Here is a 23582-nt window from a genome sequence, read left to right on the forward strand (position 1 = left end):
TGTCACCTCGCTGCAACCTGCGACCCCTATGATCGGTCGCCTGGTGGTGGTCGGCCTGGGGTTGATCGGCGGTTCGTTCGCCAAGGGCCTGCGTGAAAGCGGGCTGTGCCGGGAAGTCGTGGGGGTCGACCTCGATCCGCAATCGCGCAGGCTCGCCGTCGAGCTGGGCGTGGTGGATCGCTGCGAGGATGACCTGCTGGTCGCCTGCCAAGGGGCTGACGTGATCCAGCTGGCGGTGCCGATCCTGGCTATGGAGAAACTGTTGGCCCGGTTGGCCGGCATGGACCTCGGGCAAGCGATTCTCACCGATGTCGGCAGCGCCAAGGGCAATGTCGTGCGGGCGGCGACCGAGGCGTTCGGCGGCATGCCGGCGCGCTTCGTGCCCGGTCATCCGATTGCCGGCTCCGAGCAGAGCGGGGTAGAGGCATCCAACGCCGAGCTGTTCCGTCGTCATAAGGTCATTTTGACGCCGCTGGACCAGACCGATCCCGCGGCATTGTCGGTGGTGGACCGTCTGTGGCGCGAGCTGGGGGCCGATGTCGAGCACATGCAGGTCGAGCGACACGACGAAGTATTGGCCGCTACCAGCCATTTGCCGCACTTGTTGGCGTTCGGTCTGGTGGATTCATTGGCCAAACGCAATGAAAATCTTGAGATCTTCCGTTACGCTGCCGGCGGTTTCCGCGATTTCACGAGAATCGCGGGTAGCGACCCGGTCATGTGGCACGACATCTTCCTCGCCAACCGCGAAGCTGTCCTGCGCACACTCGATACATTTCGCAGCGACCTCGACGCCTTGCGCGACGCGGTCGATGCAGGGGACGGGCACCAATTGCTGGGCGTTTTCACGCGCGCCAGGGTGGCCCGCGAGCATTTCAGTAAAATCCTGGCCCGTCGGGCCTATGTGGACGCTATGAACTCCAACGATCTGATTTTCCTGGCACAACCTGGTGGCTCCCTGAGTGGGCGGATTCGTGTACCGGGCGATAAATCGATTTCCCACCGCTCGATCATGCTCGGCTCCCTGGCTGAGGGCGTGACCGAGGTGGAAGGTTTCCTCGAGGGCGAAGACGCCCTGGCAACGCTGCAAGCGTTCCGCGACATGGGCGTGGTCATCGAGGGGCCACACCACGGCCGCGTAACCATCCATGGTGTTGGCCTGCACGGTCTGAAGCCCGCTCCGGGCCCGATCTACCTGGGCAACTCCGGCACGTCGATGCGCCTGTTGTCCGGCCTGCTGGCCGCCCAGGACTTCGACAGTACCCTGACCGGTGATGCCTCGCTGTCCAAGCGTCCGATGAACCGCGTCGCCAACCCGCTGCGGGAAATGGGTGCGGTGATCGAGACCGCCGCTGACGGTCGCCCGCCGATGACCATTCGCGGCGGCAACAAGCTCAAGGGCCTGACCTACACCATGCCGATGGCCAGCGCCCAGGTGAAGTCCTGCCTGCTGCTGGCCGGCCTGTATGCCGAAGGCAAGACCACCGTCACCGAGCCGGCGCCGACCCGCGACCACACCGAGCGCATGTTGCGTGGTTTCGGTTATCCGGTCAGCGTTGACGGCGCTACCGCGTCTGTCGAATCGGGCAGCAAGCTGACCGCGACCCACATCGAAGTGCCGGGCGATATTTCCTCGTCGGCGTTCTTCCTCGTGGCCGCGTCGATCGCCGAAGGCTCCGATCTGGTACTCGAACACGTCGGGATCAACCCGACCCGTACCGGCGTGATCGACATCCTGCGCCTGATGGGCGCCGACATCACCCTGGAAAACCAGCGTGAAGTGGGTGGCGAGCCCGTTGCAGACTTACACGTAAGAGCGGCTAAACTCAAAGGCATCGAGATTCCCGAGGCGCTGGTTCCCCTGGCGATCGACGAGTTCCCGGTGCTGTTCGTGGCGGCGGCGTGCGCAGAAGGCCGCACAGTGCTGACCGGCGCCGAAGAGCTGCGGGTCAAGGAGTCGGATCGCATTCAGGTGATGGCCGACGGCCTGCTGGCCCTTGGCGTCAAATGCGAACCGACACCGGACGGCATCATCATTGATGGTGGCCAGATTGGCGGTGGCGAAGTCCATGGTCACGGTGATCACCGCATCGCCATGGCCTTCAGTGTTGCGTCCCTGCGCGCCAGCGCGCCGATCCGCATCCATGACTGCGCAAACGTCGCCACGTCTTTCCCGAACTTCCTGGCGTTGTGCGCGCAGGTCGGTATTCGAGTAGCACAAGAGGCACAGTCGTGAACATCAAGGCACCGGTCATCACCATCGATGGCCCAAGCGGCTCGGGCAAGGGCACCATCGCCGGCATGCTGGCCAAGCAACTGGGCTGGAATCTGCTCGATTCCGGAGCCCTCTATCGCTTGCTGGCCTTCGCCGCCAAGAACCATGGCGTCGACTTGACCAACGAGGAGCTGCTCAAGGCCCTGGCCGCCCATCTGGACGTGCAGTTCATCGCCGCCACCGATGGCCAGTTGCAGCGCATCATCCTGGAAGGTGACGAGGTCAGCGACGTCATCCGTACCGAAAGCGTTGGCGCCGGGGCGTCCCAGGTCGCCGCGCTGCCGGCGGTGCGCGAAGCGCTGCTGCAGCGTCAACGGGCGTTCCAGGAGCCGCCGGGACTGGTGGCCGATGGCCGCGACATGGGCACGGTGGTATTTCCGGATGCGCCGCTGAAGATATTCCTCACCGCCAGCGCGGAGGAGCGGGCTCGCCGCCGATATTTGCAGTTGAAGGGCAAAGGCGAGGATGTTAGTCTGTCGAGTCTGCTAGATGAGATCCGTGCACGCGACGAGCGTGATACCCAGCGCGCAGTAGCCCCGCTAAAGCCGGCGGCCGATGCGATTCAGCTGGATTCCACGGAGTTGTCCATTGATCAGGTGTTGCAACGCATCATGAGCGAGATCGCGCTTCGCGATATCGCCGGGTGACAGGAAGCTCCGCAGGGGACCAGTCATAGTCCTGCGGCGCTTCTTTTATATGAAACTAACCCACATCGTCTGGGGTGTGGAGATGGGCGTTTACTTCGCCCTAATCAACAGGAATTAAAATGAGCGAAAGCTTTGCGGAACTCTTTGAAGAAAGCTTGAAAACCCTGAACCTTCAGGCAGGCTCCATCATCACCGGCGTTATCGTTGATATCGATTACCAGGCTCGCTGGGTAACCGTTCACGCTGGTCTGAAGTCTGAAGCGCTGATCCCGCTTGAGCAGTTCTACAACGACGCTGGCGAACTGAACATCAACGTCGGTGACGAAGTCCACGTTGCGCTGGACTCGGTTGAAGATGGCTTTGGTGAAACCAAGCTGTCCCGTGAAAAAGCCAAGCGTGCTGAATGCTGGATCGTTCTGGAAGCGGCCTTCGCAGCTGAGGAAGTGGTCAAGGGCGTTATCAACGGTAAGGTTAAAGGCGGCTTCACTGTCGACGTTAACGGCATCCGTGCGTTCCTGCCAGGTTCCCTGGTTGACGTCCGTCCAGTGCGCGACACCACGCACCTGGAAGGCAAAGAGCTGGAATTCAAGGTCATCAAGCTGGACCAGAAGCGCAACAACGTTGTCGTTTCCCGTCGCAGTGTCCTGGAAGCCGAGAACTCCGCCGAGCGTGAAGCTCTGCTGGAATCGCTGCAGGAAGGCCAGCAGGTCAAGGGTATCGTCAAGAACCTCACCGATTACGGCGCATTCGTCGATCTGGGTGGCGTCGATGGCCTGCTGCACATCACCGACATGGCCTGGAAGCGTATCAAGCATCCTTCGGAAATCGTCAACGTTGGCGACGAGATCGATGTCAAGGTTCTGAAGTACGATCGCGAGCGCAATCGTGTTTCCCTGGGCCTCAAGCAACTGGGTGAAGATCCATGGGTCGCTATCAAAGCCCGTTACCCAGAAGGCACTCGCGTTACCGCTCGTGTTACCAACCTCACCGACTACGGCTGCTTCGCTGAGCTGGAAGAAGGCGTTGAAGGCCTGGTACACGTTTCCGAAATGGACTGGACCAACAAGAACATCCACCCTTCGAAAGTCGTACAAGTCGGCGACGAAGTGGAAGTCATGGTTCTGGACATCGACGAAGAGCGTCGTCGTATCTCCCTCGGCATCAAGCAGTGCAAGTCCAACCCATGGGAAGACTTCTCTGGCCAGTTCAACAAGGGCGATAAAATCTCCGGCACCATCAAGTCGATCACCGATTTCGGTATCTTCATTGGTCTGGACGGCGGCATCGACGGCCTGGTTCACCTGTCCGACATCTCCTGGAACGAAGTGGGCGAAGAAGCTGTACGCCGCTTCAAGAAGGGCGACGAGCTGGACACCGTTATCCTGTCGGTTGACCCAGAGCGCGAGCGCATCTCCCTGGGTATCAAGCAACTGGAAAGCGATCCGTTCTCCGAGTACGTTCAAGAGAACGACAAAGGCGCAATCGTTAAGGGCATCGTGAAAGAAGTTGACGCCAAAGGCGCCATCATCACCCTGGCCGACGATATCGAAGCGACTCTGAAAGCCTCCGAAATCAGCCGTGACCGCGTTGAAGACGCGCGTAACGTTCTGAAAGAAGGCGAAGAAGTAGAAGCCAAGATCATCAGCGTTGACCGCAAGAGCCGCGTAATCCAGCTCTCCATCAAGTCGAAAGACGATGCTGAAGAGAAAGAAGCAATCCAGAGCCTGCGCGAGAAGCCAGCTACTGATGCTCCTGGTCCTACCACTCTGGGCGACCTGCTGCGTGCACAGATGGAAAAGCAGAACTGAGTTCTGTCAGACCATAGAAAAAGGGCGACTTCGGTCGCCCTTTTTTGTGCCTGCGATTTCTCCACAGCTAAGCGTCATGGGTGGCTCAACGCTACGATCTTTCGAGGCATAGCGAAACCAACCGACCCGTCACGCTGTCTCTTTTATGAAGTAAATCAAATATATCCTGGGAAGTGCTCTGTCGACCTGTCTAAGGATCTGAATGAACAAGCTCTTATTGGTCGCGATGGCTTTGATACTGGCGGGTTGTGCTACCAGCGCCAAGACCCACGCAGTGCGCGGTGTCAGCGGCATCGAGATCGATTGCTCTGGGTTGGGCTCCGGATGGGAGAAGTGCGAGAAGCGGGCCGCCAAGGAGTGCAAAGGCGCGGGTTACAAGGTGATAACCCGGTCTGACGACGCAAAAGACCAAGATCAATACCCCTTTGGCTTCAACCCGGCAGGTTATGTGACCCGTACCATGTTGGTCATGTGTCGCTGATTTACAGATTCTCTTTGCTCTGCACGAAAAAGGGCGCCTACGACGTACAGAAGATATGTCAATAGCCGGGCTGTTCAAATTCTTCCGGGCATGCTAAAACCTTCGAAGCGATTTTCCTAGCTGCTTGAAAAAGAAGGGAAAAACATGACGAAGTCGGAGTTGATCGAACGAATTGTCACCCATCAAGGGTTGCTCTCGTCCAAGGATGTGGAGCTGGCCATCAAGACCATGCTTGAACAGATGTCCCAATGCCTCGCGACCGGGGACCGGATTGAGATTCGCGGGTTTGGCAGCTTTTCCCTGCATTACCGCGCGCCGCGGGTGGGGCGCAATCCCAAGACCGGGCAGTCGGTTAGCCTGGATGGGAAGTTTGTTCCGCACTTCAAGCCCGGGAAGGAGCTTAGGGATCGGGTGAATGAGGAGGAGGACTGAAAAGTTTGATATGGATCAGGAGTCAGTATGCGTAGCCTTATAAATGCAGCAGTTGTGGTGTTTTTTCTGGTATTGGTCTTGATCATTGCTACGTTTGTACTAGAAAACCTACAAGGCATAACCTTGAGCTTCTTGGGCTTTTCTCTTCTGCACCTGCCATTGTCTGTTGTAGTGATTTCTGCTTTCTTGATTGGAATGTTGTTGGGGCCATTGTGTACATTTCTTTATGGGCGTATCGAAAGGAAGCGGCGTCGAGTGTAGATTCAGGTGAGTACCATTCGATCCGCGTATTTCCTGGTCGAGAAAACATGGGAGCGAAGTTAATCACTATGGATGGCGCTTTGATATCAAGCATGAAGATAAAATCGTCAACCGTGCATCTATAGCCACTTATGAAGCGTCACTACCAGGACCTGGCAGATACGTCCACGTTTGTTGCAATATTCCCTAGACTTCGCCCGAAATCTCCATCCTGGTGCCTTTCACCTACCCCCGTCTCTGGCACGTAGGTCCGATATCTGGGCATCAAGTACGCGTGTTCGGCGGTGAATGCGCTAAAATCCTGTTACGATTGCGCGCCCAAGAATCTGCGATTCTTGCATGCGCAGCAGTACGTGTCCTAGGTTCTCACATTTTAGGTCTACTGTTCCGGCAACTTGGCGCTAATAGAGCGTCTTGCCTGGAACTCGCAAACATGCGATCCTCTGCGCGGGAAAATTATCGGAATGATTTGCGCATCATTAATGTAGTTTTCTCTACTTATATAAGTTGGCGCAAAAGCTAGGCGGAATCCAGATATTATGAATGTGTTCCTTAAAAAGTTACTGCTTTATATTCCGGTGAAAATGGTTCCAGCTGTTGCGGGTGTTTTTTTTGTTGTTTTTCTTTATAAATTTTTCCCAGAGGGTCAATACGTAAGCTACTCCGTTAGCATTTTTTGCGCACTAACGGCGGCTCAGTTATGCTCCGGCTGGGTTGGGAATTCATTTATTTATCATTATTCTGGTGTGGAGGACAAGGCGAGATTTCTGGTGAACTGTTTGGGTGTGGTTCTGGTGATCGCTCCAATTGCTTCCCTGCTGGCGGCAACGACTGCAGTTGCTGTTATCGACGAGAGCAGTTTATTCATATATGTCTGGACGTTGTGCTTTAGTCAGATTGTATTTTTCTTCCTGTCTTCGGTGTGCCAAGGAATCTATCTGGTTAAACAACAATTGATCGCAGTGCTTCTGCAAGCGTTTCTACAAATTGGATGGATAATTATTTTTTTTCAGTTTTGGAAAATTGATTTTAGGTATGCATTACTAGCGTCGGCAGTGGGGTACGCCGCCGCTGCTTCGTTTATGTTGTTTTCCACGCTACGTCTTCTCACCCCTTCTGGACCATTTTGGAATGCTTATCTATTCAGGGGTGACTTGCATCGTATATATACCTATGGCGCGGCCCTGTCGCCGTGGATGTTAGGTATGTTGGTCATGGCTGGATCTGATCGGCTTTTGATTGGCTTATATGAAATTGAGCACGGCGATTCATACTTGTCACTTAAAGATCTGTTTATTGGTGGTGCTGGTTTATTAAGCATGCCATTGCTAATGATGGTTCATCCCTTTGTTATTAATAAGTTCAGGGCGGGTACATTTGCGATTGGGATAATAGAAAGTTCGTCCAGTTTTCTGGTTGTGGCATTTTCGTTGCTCTGGTCGGTTATCTATTTCGTTGGTTTGGATTTTTTTGAAAGGATAACTGGCAAGGGAATAGGGGCACCTCGCGCTGTTATTTTCTTCGCATTTATTGGCGTTTATATTAGTAGTGCAGCTGTGTACTTCCAGAAACGACTTGAAGTGCACAGGAAAATGAGATTGCTGGCGTATCTTTCATTGTTCTGTGCAGCAATGTCGTTCTTTTTTGCTTGGGTTGGTGGGGTGCTTTGGGGGCTCTATGGCATATCTCTAGGGGTTCTTCTGGCTCAGGTCTTGTATTTAATAGCAGTCGTCGGAAGCATGTCAAAGCGGCTAGATTTTTATAAAAGTTTTGCGCTGCCTGCTATGGTCTCATTTTTTGCTTATTCTGCAGGCTACCTCCTCAATGTGATTGTTCAGTTTATAGAAACAGACATTTGGTGGATGAGGTCGATCTTATGGTTGACTGGTTTCACGATGGTTTCCCTGGTTTCATTTTGGAAGGGGGTCAAATGGAGAGAATTTTTAAACGCCACCACGTTGTGAACAGAACTCAAGCTGCTTCGGCTGCGGCGTTGTAAGGCGAGCGGTAAATATTAGGACGATTCTCTTTATTTAAGACGGCAGAGTGATGTGAAATGTCTTCGGAGGGACTGAGTAAATGGTTGTGCTCGAATACGTCAGGGCTTGGTCGACGGTTATTTCCGTAGAGTCGATGATGGTTAAAGCGAGAGTCCATGGCTCCTTGCTCACTGTCAATCGTGACTTCAGTAGGCATAGGCTCTGATCATGTCGGTTATTATGTATGTTCTCCGTCTAGGTTCCGAGAGGCCAAAATGAATAGAAAAATCGTCTTGTTGGGGTTCTATGTTGGAGATGAGTACTTTGACAAATATTCGAAAGGTGACCCGTATCCTCAAGTAGCCGCCTATAAGCTTGAGGGTCGGTTTCTGGATGCGCTTCACGTTGATGGTAATGTTGTTACTACAATTGCAAGTATTGCTGTGACAACATACCCACGTAACAAAAGGATTTGCTTCCCAGCGGCAAAAGTGGAAGGCGCTTGGGGGGGCGGGGTTGTTATACCGCTAGTGAATTTTCCATTGATTAAAATGCTCAGTCGCTTGTTTGGATCAAGTGTCAACTTGTTTCGCCTGCGGAAAGCCAACGTCGATTGGGTGTGCGTCTATGCAGCCCATACGCCTAATCTGGTGGCTGCCTACATAGGCGCAAAGTTATTGGGTCTGCCATATTTTGTGTATATTCCTGATCTTCCAGTCTTCATGGATATGGGGGTGGCTAGAGGGAAGATAACCAGGTTACTGAAAAAAATAGATTCCTGGCTTATTGATATATTTGTATCCGGCGGCGCCGGTGTTTTCGTGGCCAGTAAATATATGGTTACGGACAGTGCCAAATGGTCCGGCAAGCCATTCTTGGTATTGGAAGGTATTGCCAACTCGGTAGCGATGCCCTCCGTTGCGGTGGAAGCGGACGTACCAAAAGAATTTATTTTTTACGCAGGCGGATTAAGTAAAGCCTACGGCATAGTAGAGTTGGTCGAGGGGTTCATCAAGGCTAATACTAAATTTGAGCTTTGGTTGTGTGGTCGCGGTGAGTTGGAGTTGTATCTTTCGGAAGTGTCAGAGCGCTATCCGTCGATAAAATATCTGGGCTTCCTTAGCCCTCGAGAGGTCGAGCGTGTCCAGGCTACTGCGGCTGGTTTGATTATGAATCGGAACCCGCATGAGCGTTATACTCGTTATTCGTTTCCGTCCAAATTACTCGAATACATGGTAAGCGGAATACCCATACTCACCACGCGGCTCGACGGGATTCCCGAGGAATATTTTGAGCACCTAAATGTCATAGACGATCCGTCTTCAGAGGGGATTAGCTCTGCATTGGTGGCTTTTGGTGCAATGGATCGGCAGATTTTGTCCAAAAAAGCGGCCTGTGCTAGAATTTGGGTCTTGGAAAATAAGACCAGCTCCGCTGTCGGACGAAAAATAGTAAATTTTATGGAGATGCATAAGTGACCATTTTTAATGGAAAAACACTATTAATAACCGGTGGCACTGGGTCATTCGGTAATGCCGTACTCAAGCGTTTTTTGGATACCGATATTGCAGAGATTCGGATTTTTAGCAGGGATGAAAAAAAACAAGATGATATGCGTAAATCCTATGCAAGTTCAAAACTAAAATTTTATATTGGTGATGTGCGCGATTATCAAAGCGTCATAAATGCGACTCGCGGAATAGATTACATATTTCATGCGGCTGCGTTAAAGCAAGTTCCATCGTGCGAGTTTCATCCGATGGAGGCGGTGAAAACCAACGTAATCGGAACCGAAAACGTACTCGAGGCTGCCATACTGAATGGCGTCAAGCGGGTTGTGTGTCTTAGTACGGACAAGGCTGTTTATCCAATCAATGCCATGGGTATTTCCAAGGCGATGATGGAAAAAGTAATGGTCGCCAAGTCGCGCAGTGCCGACGATAACAAGACAGTTATTTGCGGTACCCGGTATGGCAATGTAATGGCTTCGCGCGGATCAGTTATTCCTTTATTTATTCAACAGATTCGGGATGGTAAACCACTTACGCTTACCGATCCGAATATGACGCGCTTTATGATGACGCTTGCTGATGCGGTTGATCTTGTATTATACGCATTCGAGCATGGAAATAACGGTGATCTATTTGTCCAGAAGGCGCCCGCTGCTACGGTGGAAATCCTTGCTAGGGCGCTGACACAACTGCTCGATCTTCCCGATCATCCTATTCAAGTCATCGGTACCCGCCATGGTGAGAAACTCTATGAGGCGTTGTTGAGCCGTGAGGAAATGGCTTGTGCAGAGGATCGCGGTGACTATTTTAGAGTGCCACCCGACTTGCGTGATCTAAATTATTCGAAATTTGTCGAAGAGGGTGAAGAGAAAATTTCACACGCCGAGGATTACAATTCTCATAATACGGTAAGATTGGACGTAGAGGGAATGAAGCGGCTCCTATTGAAGCTTGATTTCATGCGTGCGATCCAGCGTGGTGAGCACGCTACACCCGAGGAGTGATAGCGTGAAAGTTCTGATCACTGGATCTAAAGGATTTGTAGCTAAAAATCTCATTGCGCATCTGAATGAGCGTAATGACATTGAAATCGTGCATTTTACTCGTGAGAATAATGTCACTCAACTTCCTGGTCTGCTAGCGGATGTTGATTTTGTATTTCACTTGGCTGGCGTAAACCGACCGCAGGACCCTGAGGAGTTTCAAACAGGTAATGCCGATCTCACTCGGATTATCTGTGAAGCTATTGGCGCGACGGGGCGTACCATCCCAGTACTTTATACATCATCCAGTCAAGCAGAGCTAGATAACGCTTACGGCGCAAGCAAACGTAATGCCGAGGTGGCTCTGATTGAGCTGGCTAACAGGCACGGAATAAAGGTCTGTATTTTTCGATTGCCAAATGTCTTCGGCAAATGGGCGCGTCCGAATTACAATTCTGCCGTTGCGACATTCTGCCATAATATTGTCAATGGATTGCCGATTCAGATTAACGATCCAAATGCAATCGTGAATCTTGTTTATATAGATGATGTGGTTAAGCACTTTACTGAGGCTATGGACGGGAAGTTATCGGCCGCTCCTTTTGCTACGGTTGAACCTCAATATGCTATAAGTGTGGGGGCGCTGGCAAAGCAATTGGAGGCGTTTCGTGATAGTCGTAATAACCTTATTACAGAGCCGGTGGGGGCGGGGCTGGTCCGTGCTCTTTATTCTACCTATGTCAGCTACCTGACGCCAAACCGTTTTACTTACGAGGTTCCGAAATACGGAGATCATCGAGGTGTGTTTGTTGAAATGCTTAAAACGGCGGACAGTGGGCAGTTTTCATATTTCACAGCTCATCCTGGGATTACCCGTGGTGGGCATTACCACCACTCCAAGACTGAAAAATTTTTGGTGATTAAGGGTAAGGCTTGTTTTCGCTTTCGTCACATCGTTTCCGATGAATATTACGAGTTATTTACAACTGGCAATAAGCCTGAGATCGTAGAAACTGTACCTGGTTGGACTCATGATATTACCAACGTAGGGGAAGATGAAATGATCGTCATGCTCTGGGCTAACGAGATTTTCAATCGTGAGCTGCCAGATACCTATGTACGACCCATTGCCGAAGATGCTTAGGAAATGGTTCGGCTGTGGTAATAAAATTATTCTGATTATAAAGTGTGGCGCAAAAGATGAATAAACTTAAAGTCGTGACTGTAGTGGGAACCCGCCCGGAAATTATCCGTCTATCGCGCGTGATGGCTGCGCTGGATCAATACTGTGATCATATTTTGGTCCATACAGGGCAGAATTACGATTACGAGCTAAATGAGATTTTCTTCCAGGATTTGGGGATTCGGAAACCGGATCACTTCCTGAATGCGGCGGGTTCCACTGGCGCTGAAACCATCGGCAACGTAATTATTGGCGTAGATCGTGTGTTGGCGGAGATCGAGCCCGAGGCGTTATTGGTGTTGGGCGATACAAATAGTTGTATGGCAGTCATTCCCGCCAAGCGTCGGAAGATACCGACGTTCCATATGGAGGCCGGAAATCGCTGTTTTGATATGCGCGTGCCAGAAGAAATCAATCGTCGTATTGTTGATCACACTGCAGATATCAACCTGACCTATAGCACGATCGCACGCGACTACCTGTTACGTGAAGGTCTTTCGCCGGATATGGTAATCAAAACCGGTAGCCCGATGTTTGAAGTGCTGAATTACTACCGCGAGGGCATCGAAGCGTCGGATGTTCTTACTCGTCTAGGTTTGGCGAAAGGTAAGTTTTTTGTTGTTAGTGCCCACCGAGAGGAGAACATTGATTCCGATAAGAATTTTGGAAAGTTGGTCGATTCCCTCAACAAGGTGGCCGAGCAATATGGCTATCCTGTCATCGTATCGACTCACCCGCGCACACAAAAGCGCGTGGATGCGATGGGTGTGAAGTTTCATGCAAACATTCGTTTGCTTAAGCCTTTGGGATTCAAGGATTACAACAAACTTCAGCTGGATTCGAAAGCTGTTTTGTCGGATAGCGGCACGATCAACGAAGAATCCTCCATTCTCAATTTTCCCGCGTTGAATATTCGCGAAGCGCATGAGCGTCCCGAAGGTATGGAGGAGGCGGCTGTGATGATGGTGGGGCTCGAGGCCGAGCGCATAATTCAAGGTCTGCAGGTGCTGGATGGACAAGCTCGTGGTAATGAGCGCACGTTACGGCTGGTTGCGGACTACGCGATGCCTAACGTAGCTGAGAAGGTGGTTCGAATCATTCACAGTTATCGCGATTATGTCATGCGTACCGTCTGGAGAAGGTATTAAAACGAATGGCTATTCGTGTTTTACTGTTGACTCAATGGTTTGATCCTGAACCGACGTTCAAGGGCTTGGTCTTCGCTCGGGAGTTGGTTGCGCAAGGTTTCGAAGTAGAGGTTGTTACCGGGTTTCCTAACTATCCAGGCGGCAAGGTCTACCCGGGATACAAGATAAAGGCAGTGCAACGCGAGGTCATTGATGGCGTAAACATTACCCGGCTGCCTCTTTATCCGAGTCATGGACAAAGCGGCATTGGCCGTATATTGAACTATATTAGTTTTGCAGCTAGCGTTTTATTCTATGGGCTTTTTTTTGCTAAAAAACCAAATGTTATCTATGCCTATCATCCACCGTTAACCGTGGGTGTTGCGGCGGCGCTCGTTCGTTTTTTTCGTGGTGTTCCGGTTGTATATGATATACAGGATATGTGGCCCGATACCCTTAGAGCCACTGGGATGTTTTCCAACGGAAAACTATTGAATATCGTGTCTCGTGCGTGTGACTGGGTTTACCGGCACGTAGATCAAATCGTGGTTCTTTCACCGGGATTCAAGCGTCTTTTGATTGAGCGGGGAGTGCCTGAGTCTAAAATAGATATTATATACAACTGGTGCGCAGAGGATATGGTGGAAGTTGCATCCGTCACTCGTCCGAATAACTTTCCGAGCGCTTCAAAATTTTGTGTTCTTTTTGCCGGAAATATGGGTAAGGCACAGTCACTAGACACTGTTATCTCCGCAGCGCAATTACTGCAAAAAATTAGTTATGAAGTCGAATTTATATTCTTGGGGGGTGGGGTGGAAGCTTCGAGGCTTGAGGCTGTAAAGAATGACAGTGGCTTGGATAATGTATATTTTATTCCTGCTGTTCCGATGCGTGAAGTTGGTGTTTATCTTGCCAGCGCTGACGCATTGCTTGTGCACTTGAAGAAAGACCCCTTATTTACGATCACTATTCCCTCGAAGACTCAAGCCTACATGGCGGCAGGTAAACCGATAATAATGGCTGTAGATGGCGATGCCGCTGATCTTGTGCGCGACGCTAATTGTGGCGTTATTAGCGAGTCAGATAATCCTCAAGCCTTGGCTGATGCTATTATTACGCTGATGAATTTTTCAACTGAGGAGCGTAACAAGATGGCAGAGAGAGGGAAAGATTTTTATCAAAAAAAGTTGTCCTTGCGTGTCGGTGTCGGACGTTTTGGTGAACATTTCAGCCGTCTTTCGAAATGATTACCAATGCTGTGTTCCTTCTTTCCTAGGTTTAAGGACTTCCTATGCTAAAACGCCTTTTCGATATCGTCGCTTCCCTGGTCGGGCTGATTTTATTATCACCTGTAATCGCAATTGTCGCATATATGATCCGAAAACGTTTAGGGTCTCCGGTTTTGTTTCGTCAAATAAGGCCGGGCCTAGGTGGTGTTTCTTTTGAAATGGTTAAGTTTCGGACCATGCGAGATGGGTTGGATGTCAACGGCGATCCGCTACCCGACTCTGAGCGGATGACAGATTTCGGTAGGTTTCTTCGGGCGAGCAGCTTGGATGAGCTACCTGAACTTTGGAACGTGCTCAGGGGAGATATGAGCTTGGTCGGTCCTCGGCCACTGCTGATGGAATATTTACCGCTATACAATGATCAGCAGTTCCGCAGGCATGAAGTACGTCCGGGGGTTACTGGTTGGGCTCAGGTGAACGGGCGGAACGCGTTATCTTGGGACGAAAAATTTAAACTCGATGTTTGGTATGTGAATAATCAATCGGTATGGCTAGATCTTCGGATAATTTTTCTCACGGTAAAAAAAGTATTGGTTCGTGAGGGAATTAGCGCCGATGGGGAAGTCACAATGAGCAAATTCAAAGGTTCAGAAAAATGAACAGACTCGCGATTCTCGGTGCAAGCGGGCATGGAAAGGTTGTCGCTGATGCCGCCGAATGCATGGGATGGCGATCTATTGAATTCTTTGACGATGCTTGGCCGGCCATTACAACCATTGGTAAGTGGACGGTGCTCGGAGGCACCCTCGAATTACTTGCGCGGATAGAAGAGTTCGATGGGGTGTTGGTTGCTATCGGTAATAATGATGTGCGTCAAGAAAAGTTAAACGTATTGAAGTCCTTAGACGCTCGGCTTCCTGTGCTGGTACATCCCTCTGCGACAGTAAGTCGCTATGCAAGTATCGGAGCGGGAAGCGTCGTGTTCGCCTCGGCGGTGGTTAATGCTTATGCCTCTGTAAGTGACGGTGCGATTCTGAATACAGGTTGCAGTATTGATCATGACTGCATCCTGGGTTCATGTGTACATATCAGTCCCGGAGCTAGGTTGGCAGGGGCGGTAAGTGTAGGTGCTGGAAGCTGGATCGGAATTGGAGCCTGCGTCAAACAAAATGTCCGTATCGGCAGCAAGGTGATGGTTGGAGCTGGAGCCGCAGTGGTCGGAGATATTTCTGATAATATGACGGTGGTAGGGGTCCCTGCTCGAGCAATCGTTAGGGGTTGATCCGTCCGGCTGGAAGGACTGACTGGCGTCCGAGTTTTTGACGGTTTTTTTATTAATTATGGATAGCAGGTAAAAACGTGTTGAATACCCCATTTTCTCCTTGGCCTTCGTATACCCAGGAAGAGGCCGATGCCGTTCGAGACGTAATGCTTTCCAATAAAGTCAATTATTGGACCGGGCAGGAGTGCCGCGAATTTGAGAAGGAGTTCGCCGCTTGGGCTGGGACGGATTATGCGGTCGCTCTCGCTAACGGTACTGTTGCTCTTGACCTTGCTCTCAGAGCTCTGCGTATTGGTCCTGGGGATGAGGTTATCGTTACGCCGCGGACCTTCCTCGCCTCGGTATCCAGCGTCGTTAATGCCGGTGCGATTCCTGTTTTTGCTGATGTGGATCGGGATTCGCAGAATATAACCGCAGAAACGATCCAACGAGTGCTGACTCCTCGCACTCGAGGAATTATCTGTGTGCATCTTGCCGGGTGGCCATGTGATATGGACCCAATAATGGCGCTGGCAAATAGCCATGGCATAAAAGTGATTGAAGATTGCGCCCAGGCACATGGAGCCAAATATCGGGGCCGTCCGGTCGGTTCTATAGGTCACATAGGTGCCTGGTCCTTCTGCCAGGACAAAATCATGACCACGGGCGGTGAAGGAGGCATGGTCACGACAAATGATCGAAGCCTTTGGTCGGAGATGTGGTCTTTCAAGGATCACGGTAAGAGCTGGGAGGCAATTTACGAGCGCGAGCATAAACCGGGCTTCCGTTGGCTGCATGAGAGCTTTGGCACGAATTGGCGGATGTTGGAGATGCAAGGGGTCGTTGGCCGTATCCAACTTCGCCGGATGGCTAATTGGCACGATTGCCGGATCAGCCATGCTGAGCGTATATGGTCATGTTCCCGGGAGCTGAAGGCACTGCGCGTGCCTGTGGTTCAGGACGATTGTGTTCACGCGGCTTACAAATGTTATGTTTTCGTCGAAACGCAGCAGCTGAAGCCCGACTGGAGTCGTGATCGTATCATTTCTGAAATTATCGCTAAGGGGGTGCCTTGTTACTCTGGCTCCTGTTCCGAGGTCTATCTTGAGAAGGCGTTTGACAATACGAGTTGGAGGCCGGAGGTACGGTTAGCGGTAGCTAAGGAACTGGGCGAGACGAGCCTTATGTTTTTGGTGCATCCGACACTTACTAATGCTGAAATTGACAAAACCTGTGAGGTAATCAGAAGCGTTCTCCTCGGGGCTGCCAAGGCCTAGAGAAGGACGCATCTAAACTACACTTGTAGAGTTTTCATGAGGTGGCGGGTTGCCAGGAGGCGTACCCGCCGCAGGCTATCGATAGGGGAGCGGTTTGTGGTAAACGACGGAGTTATGGATAAGTTGCGCGGTCTTTTGCTTGGACTACCACGTCGTCATAAGCGACTCATTCAGGTGTCTGCGGATATTGTCTTGGTATGGACGGCATTATGGATTGCCTTTTTGGTCCGCCTTGGTATTGATGATATGATCAATCCACTTATCGTTCATACTTGGCTTTTTTTAAGCGCGCCGATCGTTGCGATCCCCTTGTTTATACGCTTTGGTATGTATCGTGCAGTAATGCGTTACTTTGGGAATGACGCGCTTATTGCGATTATTAAAGCGGTCAGTTTGTCGTCGCTGATATTGGGCGTCATTGTATATTGGTACAGTAATCATCAGAATTTAGTGCCGCGTTCCATCATATTTAATTATTGGTGGCTGAGTCTGATAATGGTTGGTGGATTGCGACTGGCGATGCGGCAGTATTTTCTGGGCGATTGGTTTACGGCTGCACAGCATGTGCCCTTTGCTAATCGAGACGATGGGCTGCCAAGAGTCGCAGTCTTTGGCGCCGGCGCCGCAGGGAATCAACTAGTGGCGGCCCTGCGAATGGGGCGTGCCATGCGCCCCGTCGCCTTTATTGACGATGACGGTAGTATTGCAGATAGGATTATTTCTGGACTACAAGTTTATAAGCCAAAGCACATACAACGAATGATCGAGGAAACCGGCGCGCAGGAAATCCTTTTAGCAATACCCTCTGCTACGCGTAGCCGCCGTCGCGAGATACTTGGTTTTTTGGAGGGGTTTCCCCTTCATGTTCGTAGTGTCCCAGGTTTTATGGATTTGGCCAGCGGTCGAGTCAAAGTTGACGATATTCAAGAGGTGGACATCGCTGATCTGTTAGGACGCGATTCAGTCCCCGCTCAAGCTGACTTGCTCGAGCATTGTATTCGTAATCAATCTGTAATGGTTACCGGTGCCGGCGGGTCCATTGGCTCGGAGCTGTGTCGCCAAATTCTTTCGTTGCATCCAACTACTCTTTTGTTGTATGAACACAGCGAATTTAATTTATATAGTGTTTTTACCGAATTGGAACAACGGGTATCCCGCGAGTCGCTGTCGGTACGCGTCTTGCCAATTCTGGGCTCCGTCCGTAATGAACATAAACTTCTGGACGTGATGAAAGCATGGGATGTAGACACGGTATATCATGCGGCAGCCTATAAGCATGTCCCTATGGTTGAGCATAATATAGCTGAAGGAATACTGAATAACGTTATTGGTACTCTTAATACTGCGCAGGCTGCATTAAAATCTGCTGTTTCCAACTTTGTATTAATTTCCACTGATAAGGCAGTCCGTCCTACTAATATCATGGGTAGTACAAAGCGCCTATCTGAAATGACGCTGCAGGCTTTGAGTCGTGAATTGGCTCCGGTCCTATTTAATGACAACAATAATGTTTCTCATGTTAACAAGACGCGCTTCACCATGGTTCGTTTTGGTAATGTCTTGGGTTCGTCAGGTTCGGTAATTCCATTGTTCCATAAACAGATAAAATCCGGTGGACCGATTACCGTAACTCATCCAAAGATTACCCGTTATTTCATGACTATTCCTGAAGCTGCACAGTTGGTCATACAGGCTGGCTCCATGGGGAAGGGCGGGGATGTTTTCGTTTTGGATATGGGCGAGCCCGTAAAAATTGTTGAGCTTGCTGAAAAAATGATTCATTTATCCGGGTTGACGGTGCGTTCAGAGAAAAATGTCAACGGAGATATAGCAATCAAGTTTACAGGACTGCGTCCCGGTGAAAAGCTATATGAAGAGTTGTTGATTGGAGATAACGTGGTCGCTACTCAGCACCCAATGATTATGAGTGCCCATGAGGATCATCTTACTTGGGATTCGCTCAAAATCATCTTGGGCGAGTTGTTGGTCGCGGTGGAGCAAGATGACTACGCGAGGGTGCGCCAGCTCCTTCGCGATACCGTCAGTGGTTATGTTCCTAATGATGAAATTGTCGATTGGATATACCTGCAGCGACGCCTTGAACCCTGAAGGGCGCAAGGCTGTTGGCCGACGTACTGGAACGATAGTGGAGATAACATTGCCGCTCTTAGGGTTGTTGCTTGTCTCTTGATCAACCCTTTGCGGCCGCCTTGCTGGGGCCCTCCCGGCAGCATCGCATAGCCCGTTCCGTATTTAGGAAACGGCGCGCCCTAGCGAGGCTACAATGCTCGCCTGCTGTTCTTCTGTCAGCCCCACCCAAAGCGGTAAGCGAATCAATCGTTCCGACAGGACATCTGTATTCGCCATCTCCCCATGTGTACGACCATAACGCAGCCCTGCCGGTGAGGAGTGCAATGGCACGTAATGGAATACCGAAATGACGTTATCGAACTTGAGTTTATCCAGCACCCGTTGACGGTCGGCATCAGGGGTTAGCAGAACATAATACATGTGGGCGTTATGCGTGCAATTGGTTGGGATAAACGGCCGACGTATCGCACCTGTCATTTCCAATTGTTCGAGCGACTGATGATAGCGGTTCCAGATGCTGATGCGCTTTTGTGTAATTGAGTCGGCCTCGTCCAACTGTGCCCAAAGAAACGCGGCGGTCAGTTCTCCTGGCAGGTAAGAGGAACCAACCTCCTGCCAAGTGTATTTATCAACTTCGCCTCTGAAGAATCGGCTTCGGTCAGTACCTTTTTCTCGAATGATTTCGGCACGCAATGACATTGCCGAGTCATTAACTAACAGCGCGCCGCCTTCCCCGGAAATCACGTTTTTGGTCTCATGAAAGCTATAGGCACCCAAGTCACCTATGCTCCCCAAAGCTCTTCCTTTATACGACGCCATGACTCCTTGCGCAGCATCTTCGACGACGTAGAGGCCGTATCGGCGGGCAATCTCCATTATCGTGTCCATCTCGCATGCAACGCCAGCGTAGTGAACCGGAACGATAGCCTTGGTGCGAGAGGTGATCGCAGCCTCAATCAGTCTCTCGTCCAAATTGAGGGTGTCTTGCCTGATGTCAACGAATACGGGTATTCCACCCCGTAATACAAAGGCGTTGGCAGTGGAAACGAATGTATAAGACGGCATGATGATTTCATCCCCGGGCTGAATGTCGAGCAATAGAGCTGACATTTCCAGGGCCGCCGTGCACGAGTGGGTCAGGAGTACCTTTTCGCTGCAGCTGTGCTCTTCGAGCCATTGATGACAACGTCGGGTGAAGGGGCCATCACCTGCAAGTTTATTGAGGAGCTTGGCTTCTGCGATGTAGTCGAGTTCCTTTCCCGTCATGTAAGGGCGATTGAAAGGTATTTTATTTTCGCTCACTGAGTGCCTCCGGTTTGTCTTTTTTTAGCCAGCAGCAAGAGTGAGCCGCCGAAGGTGGGCCTAACGCCTGCTTTTAGAAGGTTAAGCTCCAATTTCATCAAAAACTCTAAGATGCGATTGGTTCGGTCAGAGATGTTAAATTCGCTGTTTCGCTCAGCTTCTTTCTGGCCCGGGCGTTGCCGTGCCAGCCACATCAACGGGACAAGTAGACTGACAAAAGACGTGATGTACTCAATCTGGAGGCCGGCGCGTTCAACTTTATCTATTAACTCGCGGCGTGAGTAGCGGCGCACATGGCAGGCACGCTCATCAGCGGCGGACCAAAGCCACTTGTGCTGGGGAACGGTCAACAGCAAATGACCATCTTTATGCAGAGCGCGAGTCAGATTGGTCAATACCAATTCATCTTCTTCGATATGCTCGATGACGTCAAAGGCACCTATTGCATCAAATCGCTCTCTATCGGTCATGAGGCGTGCGTCCAGCTGCTCAAAATTTGCGTTGGGCAGACGTCGGCGTGCATGCGTAAGGCCTTCATCATAGAACTCGGTACCAGACACTATTGCCTTAGGATATTCCCGTTGAATGCCTTCCAATACAAAGCCGGTGCCACAACCGATTTCCAAAAAATTATGGATACTACCAATGCGAGATTTTATTACCCATAAGATCAATCGGTTACGAGCCCGAAACCACCAATGGCGTGCCTCAGCCTTGGCTAGAGTCTCAAAAGCGGATTTGGGAAACGGGGTGCGGTCTGCATTCATTGATGGGGCCCTAAATATTGATATCTACCTTTTCAGGCGACTTTCTTGAACGGTGTCCCAAAAGTAGATAACGCCGCCGAAGGCGGCAGGGATCAGTACCATAATGGTGTAATTTGCGATAGAGGCGCCGACGGCTATATTAGCAGGCACGTCGAGCAGGCCATAAAAATATACAAAAAAACCTTCGCGAACACCGAAACCACCTATAGTTATTGGGACCATGGTCAGGATAGCGATGACAGGGTAGAGGGCGAAATGTTGAGCGAAGGGAATGTCGTAGCCAAAGGCACGGAAAACGAGATATACAACCATTATCAGCGAGATTTGATAACAGAATATATAGGGCAACGACGATGAAAGTGCCTTTCGGTAAGGGAAGTTTGCGGTGCTCGCGTGGAGTTTTTCTATGTATCTCATCACGCTAGAAATAACTGAGTTTTTAATAATAAGTTTGCTGTAAAGGGCGTGGATTTTTTTGCTCGTCAGTAGGAGCTGAACGCCGACTGCTAAGCTAGTGATGATGCCGACAATGGTGGTGAGCAAGACGTAGTTGCCTGATGCTGGCAAAAACGGCAGAGCTGAGAGAGTCAGAATACATAACACCAGTAACCCAATCATTCGCTCTATTATTACAGTACTGCCTGCCTTCCCTCGCTTATCGGGATGACGGCGTTCGATGTGGAACATTCGAAAAGCATCACCCCCCTGCGAGGATGGAAAAATCAATCCTTGGAACTGAGAAGTCAGGCTTATTTTCCATAGGCTCGTTAACGTCTCATTGATTGAGTTGAGACGCAAGAAGACTTGCCAGCGGCTGACGGAGAAAAAAGAGCTTAAAGTGAGCGGAATGGCAACAGCTAGCGCTAGGTAGTGCCAAGCCTTTATTTCGCCAGTGAGTGCCGCCAGGTCTAGGTTAAATGTCTTTATCAGGAACAAAGAAATCAATAGGGCGATAAAGAATTTGATAAACATTAAACGCATGCGGAGCTCAACTGTTCAGGGTGCGTTGTGCGGTGTTGAAAACAGGTAGAGTCGACCCTGTCACGGTTGAGCGCAGTGTAAGGGAGTAGACGGTCTTTTGCTCCCTTACATGGCCAGACCGTTATTGTTGCAGTTTAATTACATACTCTGCCAAGTCGTCAATAGTGCGTAGACTTTCGATATCTTGGTCAGGGATCTGAATCCCATAGTGATCCTGAACAGCTAGCATAATGGTAAATATGTCCATGGAATCGATGCCTTGATCGGTCAGGTAGATGTTGTCACGCAGCGTCGAGGCATCAGCGCCAACTTCAGCTTTGGAAATGATGTCTCTGATTATTACTTTTGTTTCAGACATGTTTAATATCTCTTTGTTGAATTTGATCTTACCTGATCGACACGTCCGCTGGGACCAATGCCCTGATGATGGCGGGCGAGGTCGGCATGAGGCGCTGGTCGATAGACTATTCGACGTCAAGGGCGCTGAAGTATATCGTGCCAATATGCTCCGCGTTAAGCTTGACGCTGCTGCGCGTCAATCGGGTGCCCAGCGTTTGCTCAAGCGTCAGTTGAACCCCGCTTAGATTTTCGCTCAGCGGCCATTCGCTGCTTTCCCAGCGACAAAACACCCACTGACTGCTGCCAGGTATGCTCAGTTCTTTCAAGAGCAGCGCCTTGTTCATGGCTACAAGCACCTCGATTTGGGTGAAATTTTCTGGCATATCCCTCAGGCTAACTGATCGGTCCGCAGAGGCGTAAACACATTGATTCAGAACCGGCAGCTCGTCATAAGCGCGTCGCGTTTCAGCGTATTCATCAGCTTGAATCAATTTACCTTCATACTCAACGCCATCGATCTGAACGGTGAAGGATGCGGTAGTTTTTCCCTCCAGGGTCTGAGGGGCGGACTTTGGCCACCAATGGCAAGTGAGCATCTGATTGGTCATTGTACTGATCTTGAAGTCCAGCTTCTCGATCTGTGCGTAGGGTATGTGGTTGCCAATGGACTGCATCGTGGCGTTGAGCATATCCGTACCGTGTATGTAGGTGCGCTCGCCCTTGAATCCCAATGAAAGGGCATTAGAATGCCTCATTTCAGCTTCCTGATATGTGCCGTCATATTTGCCCTGTGGTTGAGCGCAAAGTTGCCCGATACGACACTCCCAGATGCGATATCGCCAATCACAACCGCCCCCATTTTTATCTCAACTGCATCGCCGATCACGAGTCCCTGCGCAATGGAGCAGGAGGCTCCGACCCATACACCTGTTCCCAGTCGAGTCCGTCCTGCAACGACAGTATTGCCAGAAACCACACAATTTTCGCCAATCGCAGCACCATGACCGATGTTCGTCATGATACCAATTTGACAATTATTACTGACGGTCGTGGGTTGCTGAAACAAAGACCGCGCAATCACTGCGCCAGCGAGTATCTGGCAGCCTGATCCAATGCGTACGCCACCTTGATGCTTCACCGTTAACAGCGTGCCGTCGTCGTTGCGTAGTGTGATGAGACCTTCAGCGCCTATCACTGCGTTCGAGCCGATGTAGACGTTATCTCCAATCTCTACAGGGCCCTCAATGACCACGTTTGCCGAAATTTCGATATTGTTGCCCAATTTGGCTAGTGGCGAAATAACAGCGCTCGGGTGAATTATGCAGTTTTGACCAATGCTCGGTGCGTTTGCTCCGGCGCGAGTAGTCTCGTTACCGAGGCGATTGTAAAGTTGAAAAAACGCAGCGCGAGGGTTGGCACAGAATACAATTGTCTTTTCTGTCGCTAATACTTCGTTCTTTAAATTTTCCGGGCAGAGAATGCAAGCGACATTTGAGGTGGCCAATGCTTTGTGTAAATAGTAGATGTTCTGACAGTACACCAATGCCCCAGGAGTTCGAGCGTCCGTTTCGTCGAGATGTTCAAAGACGCCACTGTTTAAGATGTGTTCGACAGGGAAAAAATCCACGACGCGGTAGGCGGATGTCAT

Annotated in this window: 22 protein-coding genes; 16 read left to right on the plus strand and 6 right to left on the minus strand. The window is 50.7% G+C overall.

The window, feature by feature from the left end; translation table 11 throughout:
- The first annotated feature begins 28 nt into the window (after positions 1–28).
- From J3P94_RS08825 to J3P94_RS08900, 16 genes are all read left to right on the plus strand, one after another.
- Entirely contained in the window at positions 29–2236 is a 2208-nt protein-coding gene (locus J3P94_RS08825; RefSeq protein WP_305501208.1) for a bifunctional prephenate dehydrogenase/3-phosphoshikimate 1-carboxyvinyltransferase, read from the plus strand.
- Complete coding sequence (gene cmk, locus J3P94_RS08830) at positions 2233–2922, plus strand: (d)CMP kinase (RefSeq protein ID WP_434572729.1); 690 nt, start codon at positions 2233–2235, stop codon at positions 2920–2922. Before J3P94_RS08825 ends, cmk begins: the two co-directional genes overlap by 4 nt.
- A gap of 119 nt (positions 2923–3041) precedes the next feature.
- Positions 3042–4730, plus strand: coding sequence for a 30S ribosomal protein S1 (gene rpsA / locus J3P94_RS08835; RefSeq protein ID WP_186704721.1), 1689 nt, complete (start codon positions 3042–3044; stop codon positions 4728–4730).
- A gap of 202 nt (positions 4731–4932) precedes the next feature.
- Positions 4933–5211: a hypothetical protein gene (locus J3P94_RS08840; protein WP_434572731.1), complete on the plus strand. Its 279-nt coding sequence runs from the start codon at positions 4933–4935 to the stop codon at positions 5209–5211.
- Positions 5212–5355: 144 nt separating this feature from the next.
- On the plus strand, positions 5356–5643 hold the full coding sequence (ihfB, locus tag J3P94_RS08845) for an integration host factor subunit beta (RefSeq protein WP_434572733.1): 288 nt from the start codon (positions 5356–5358) through the stop codon (positions 5641–5643).
- Between the two features lie 27 nt (positions 5644–5670).
- Positions 5671–5904 (plus strand): lipopolysaccharide assembly protein LapA domain-containing protein, encoded by a 234-nt coding sequence (locus tag J3P94_RS08850; RefSeq protein WP_434572735.1) that lies wholly within the window; start codon positions 5671–5673, stop codon positions 5902–5904.
- Positions 5905–6443: 539 nt separating this feature from the next.
- Complete coding sequence (locus tag J3P94_RS08855) at positions 6444–7868, plus strand: sugar transporter (protein ID WP_434572736.1); 1425 nt, start codon at positions 6444–6446, stop codon at positions 7866–7868.
- A 290-nt stretch (positions 7869–8158) separates the two neighbouring features.
- Positions 8159–9361: a glycosyltransferase gene (locus J3P94_RS08860; RefSeq protein ID WP_434572737.1), complete on the plus strand. Its 1203-nt coding sequence runs from the start codon at positions 8159–8161 to the stop codon at positions 9359–9361.
- Positions 9362–9363: 2 nt separating this feature from the next.
- Positions 9364–10398, plus strand: a complete 1035-nt coding sequence (locus J3P94_RS08865) for a polysaccharide biosynthesis protein (protein ID WP_434574137.1) — start codon at positions 9364–9366, stop codon at positions 10396–10398.
- Between the two features lie 4 nt (positions 10399–10402).
- Positions 10403–11521, plus strand: a complete 1119-nt coding sequence (wbjC, locus tag J3P94_RS08870) for a UDP-2-acetamido-2,6-beta-L-arabino-hexul-4-ose reductase (protein WP_434572738.1) — start codon at positions 10403–10405, stop codon at positions 11519–11521.
- Positions 11522–11577: 56 nt separating this feature from the next.
- The gene (gene wecB / locus J3P94_RS08875) at positions 11578–12708 is read left to right on the plus strand and encodes a non-hydrolyzing UDP-N-acetylglucosamine 2-epimerase (RefSeq protein WP_434572739.1); all 1131 of its coding nucleotides are present in this window, start codon (positions 11578–11580) and stop codon (positions 12706–12708) included.
- A gap of 5 nt (positions 12709–12713) precedes the next feature.
- Positions 12714–13934 carry a glycosyltransferase family 4 protein gene (locus J3P94_RS08880; protein ID WP_434572741.1) on the plus strand — a complete coding sequence of 407 codons (1221 nt, stop codon included), beginning with the start codon at positions 12714–12716 and terminating at the stop codon, positions 13932–13934.
- Positions 13935–13978: 44 nt separating this feature from the next.
- Positions 13979–14575, plus strand: a complete 597-nt coding sequence (locus J3P94_RS08885; RefSeq protein WP_434572743.1) for a sugar transferase — start codon at positions 13979–13981, stop codon at positions 14573–14575.
- Positions 14572–15198, plus strand: coding sequence for an acetyltransferase (locus J3P94_RS08890; protein ID WP_434572744.1), 627 nt, complete (start codon positions 14572–14574; stop codon positions 15196–15198). The genes J3P94_RS08885 and J3P94_RS08890 overlap by 4 nt, the downstream gene beginning before the upstream one ends.
- Before the next feature lie 77 nt (positions 15199–15275).
- Positions 15276–16454 carry a DegT/DnrJ/EryC1/StrS family aminotransferase gene (locus J3P94_RS08895; RefSeq protein WP_434572746.1) on the plus strand — a complete coding sequence of 393 codons (1179 nt, stop codon included), beginning with the start codon at positions 15276–15278 and terminating at the stop codon, positions 16452–16454.
- Positions 16455–16568: 114 nt separating this feature from the next.
- Complete coding sequence (locus tag J3P94_RS08900) at positions 16569–18563, plus strand: polysaccharide biosynthesis protein (protein WP_434572747.1); 1995 nt, start codon at positions 16569–16571, stop codon at positions 18561–18563.
- Positions 18564–18707: 144 nt separating this feature from the next.
- Here J3P94_RS08900 and rffA read toward each other — a convergent pair whose 3' ends face one another.
- From rffA to J3P94_RS08930, 6 genes are all read right to left on the minus strand, one after another.
- Positions 18708–19847 (minus strand): dTDP-4-amino-4,6-dideoxygalactose transaminase, encoded by a 1140-nt coding sequence (gene rffA / locus J3P94_RS08905; RefSeq protein WP_434572749.1) that lies wholly within the window; start codon positions 19845–19847, stop codon positions 18708–18710.
- Positions 19844–20614 (minus strand): class I SAM-dependent methyltransferase, encoded by a 771-nt coding sequence (locus J3P94_RS08910; RefSeq protein ID WP_434572751.1) that lies wholly within the window; start codon positions 20612–20614, stop codon positions 19844–19846. Before J3P94_RS08910 ends, rffA begins: the two co-directional genes overlap by 4 nt.
- A gap of 24 nt (positions 20615–20638) precedes the next feature.
- Entirely contained in the window at positions 20639–21595 is a 957-nt protein-coding gene (locus J3P94_RS08915; RefSeq protein ID WP_434572753.1) for a lysylphosphatidylglycerol synthase transmembrane domain-containing protein, read from the minus strand.
- Positions 21596–21716: 121 nt separating this feature from the next.
- The gene (locus J3P94_RS08920; protein WP_434572755.1) at positions 21717–21953 is read right to left on the minus strand and encodes an acyl carrier protein; all 237 of its coding nucleotides are present in this window, start codon (positions 21951–21953) and stop codon (positions 21717–21719) included.
- Between the two features lie 106 nt (positions 21954–22059).
- The gene (locus J3P94_RS08925) at positions 22060–22689 is read right to left on the minus strand and encodes a hypothetical protein (RefSeq protein ID WP_434572757.1); all 630 of its coding nucleotides are present in this window, start codon (positions 22687–22689) and stop codon (positions 22060–22062) included.
- A complete protein-coding gene (locus J3P94_RS08930; RefSeq protein ID WP_434572758.1) occupies positions 22686–23582 on the minus strand; it encodes a DapH/DapD/GlmU-related protein in 897 nt (298 codons plus the stop codon). The genes J3P94_RS08925 and J3P94_RS08930 overlap by 4 nt, the downstream gene beginning before the upstream one ends.

This window comes from Pseudomonas sp. Z3-8, assembly GCF_051131975.1.
Lineage (GTDB): Bacteria > Pseudomonadota > Gammaproteobacteria > Pseudomonadales > Pseudomonadaceae > Aquipseudomonas.

Excerpts from the sequence above, each read along its gene's own strand:
- rpsA (WP_186704721.1), top strand. The coding sequence starts at position 3,042 with ATGAGCGAAAGCTTTGCGGAACTCTTTGAAGAAAGCTTGAAAACCCTG.
- J3P94_RS08860 (WP_434572737.1), top strand. The coding sequence starts at position 8,159 with ATGAATAGAAAAATCGTCTTGTTGGGGTTCTATGTTGGAGATGAGTAC.
- J3P94_RS08920 (WP_434572755.1), bottom strand. The coding sequence starts at position 21,953 with ATGTCTGAAACAAAAGTAATAATCAGAGACATCATTTCCAAAGCTGAA.
- J3P94_RS08885 (WP_434572743.1), top strand. The coding sequence starts at position 13,979 with ATGCTAAAACGCCTTTTCGATATCGTCGCTTCCCTGGTCGGGCTGATT.
- J3P94_RS08930 (WP_434572758.1), bottom strand. The coding sequence starts at position 23,582 with ATGACATCCGCCTACCGCGTCGTGGATTTTTTCCCTGTCGAACACATC.
- J3P94_RS08910 (WP_434572751.1), bottom strand. The coding sequence starts at position 20,614 with ATGAATGCAGACCGCACCCCGTTTCCCAAATCCGCTTTTGAGACTCTA.
- J3P94_RS08825 (WP_305501208.1), top strand. The coding sequence starts at position 29 with ATGATCGGTCGCCTGGTGGTGGTCGGCCTGGGGTTGATCGGCGGTTCG.
- J3P94_RS08855 (WP_434572736.1), top strand. The coding sequence starts at position 6,444 with ATGAATGTGTTCCTTAAAAAGTTACTGCTTTATATTCCGGTGAAAATG.
- J3P94_RS08915 (WP_434572753.1), bottom strand. The coding sequence starts at position 21,595 with ATGCGTTTAATGTTTATCAAATTCTTTATCGCCCTATTGATTTCTTTG.
- ihfB (WP_434572733.1), top strand. The coding sequence starts at position 5,356 with ATGACGAAGTCGGAGTTGATCGAACGAATTGTCACCCATCAAGGGTTG.
- J3P94_RS08900 (WP_434572747.1), top strand. The coding sequence starts at position 16,569 with ATGGATAAGTTGCGCGGTCTTTTGCTTGGACTACCACGTCGTCATAAG.
- J3P94_RS08890 (WP_434572744.1), top strand. The coding sequence starts at position 14,572 with ATGAACAGACTCGCGATTCTCGGTGCAAGCGGGCATGGAAAGGTTGTC.
- J3P94_RS08850 (WP_434572735.1), top strand. The coding sequence starts at position 5,671 with ATGCGTAGCCTTATAAATGCAGCAGTTGTGGTGTTTTTTCTGGTATTG.
- J3P94_RS08880 (WP_434572741.1), top strand. The coding sequence starts at position 12,714 with ATGGCTATTCGTGTTTTACTGTTGACTCAATGGTTTGATCCTGAACCG.
- wecB (WP_434572739.1), top strand. The coding sequence starts at position 11,578 with ATGAATAAACTTAAAGTCGTGACTGTAGTGGGAACCCGCCCGGAAATT.
- J3P94_RS08925 (WP_434572757.1), bottom strand. The coding sequence starts at position 22,689 with ATGAGGCATTCTAATGCCCTTTCATTGGGATTCAAGGGCGAGCGCACC.
- J3P94_RS08840 (WP_434572731.1), top strand. The coding sequence starts at position 4,933 with ATGAACAAGCTCTTATTGGTCGCGATGGCTTTGATACTGGCGGGTTGT.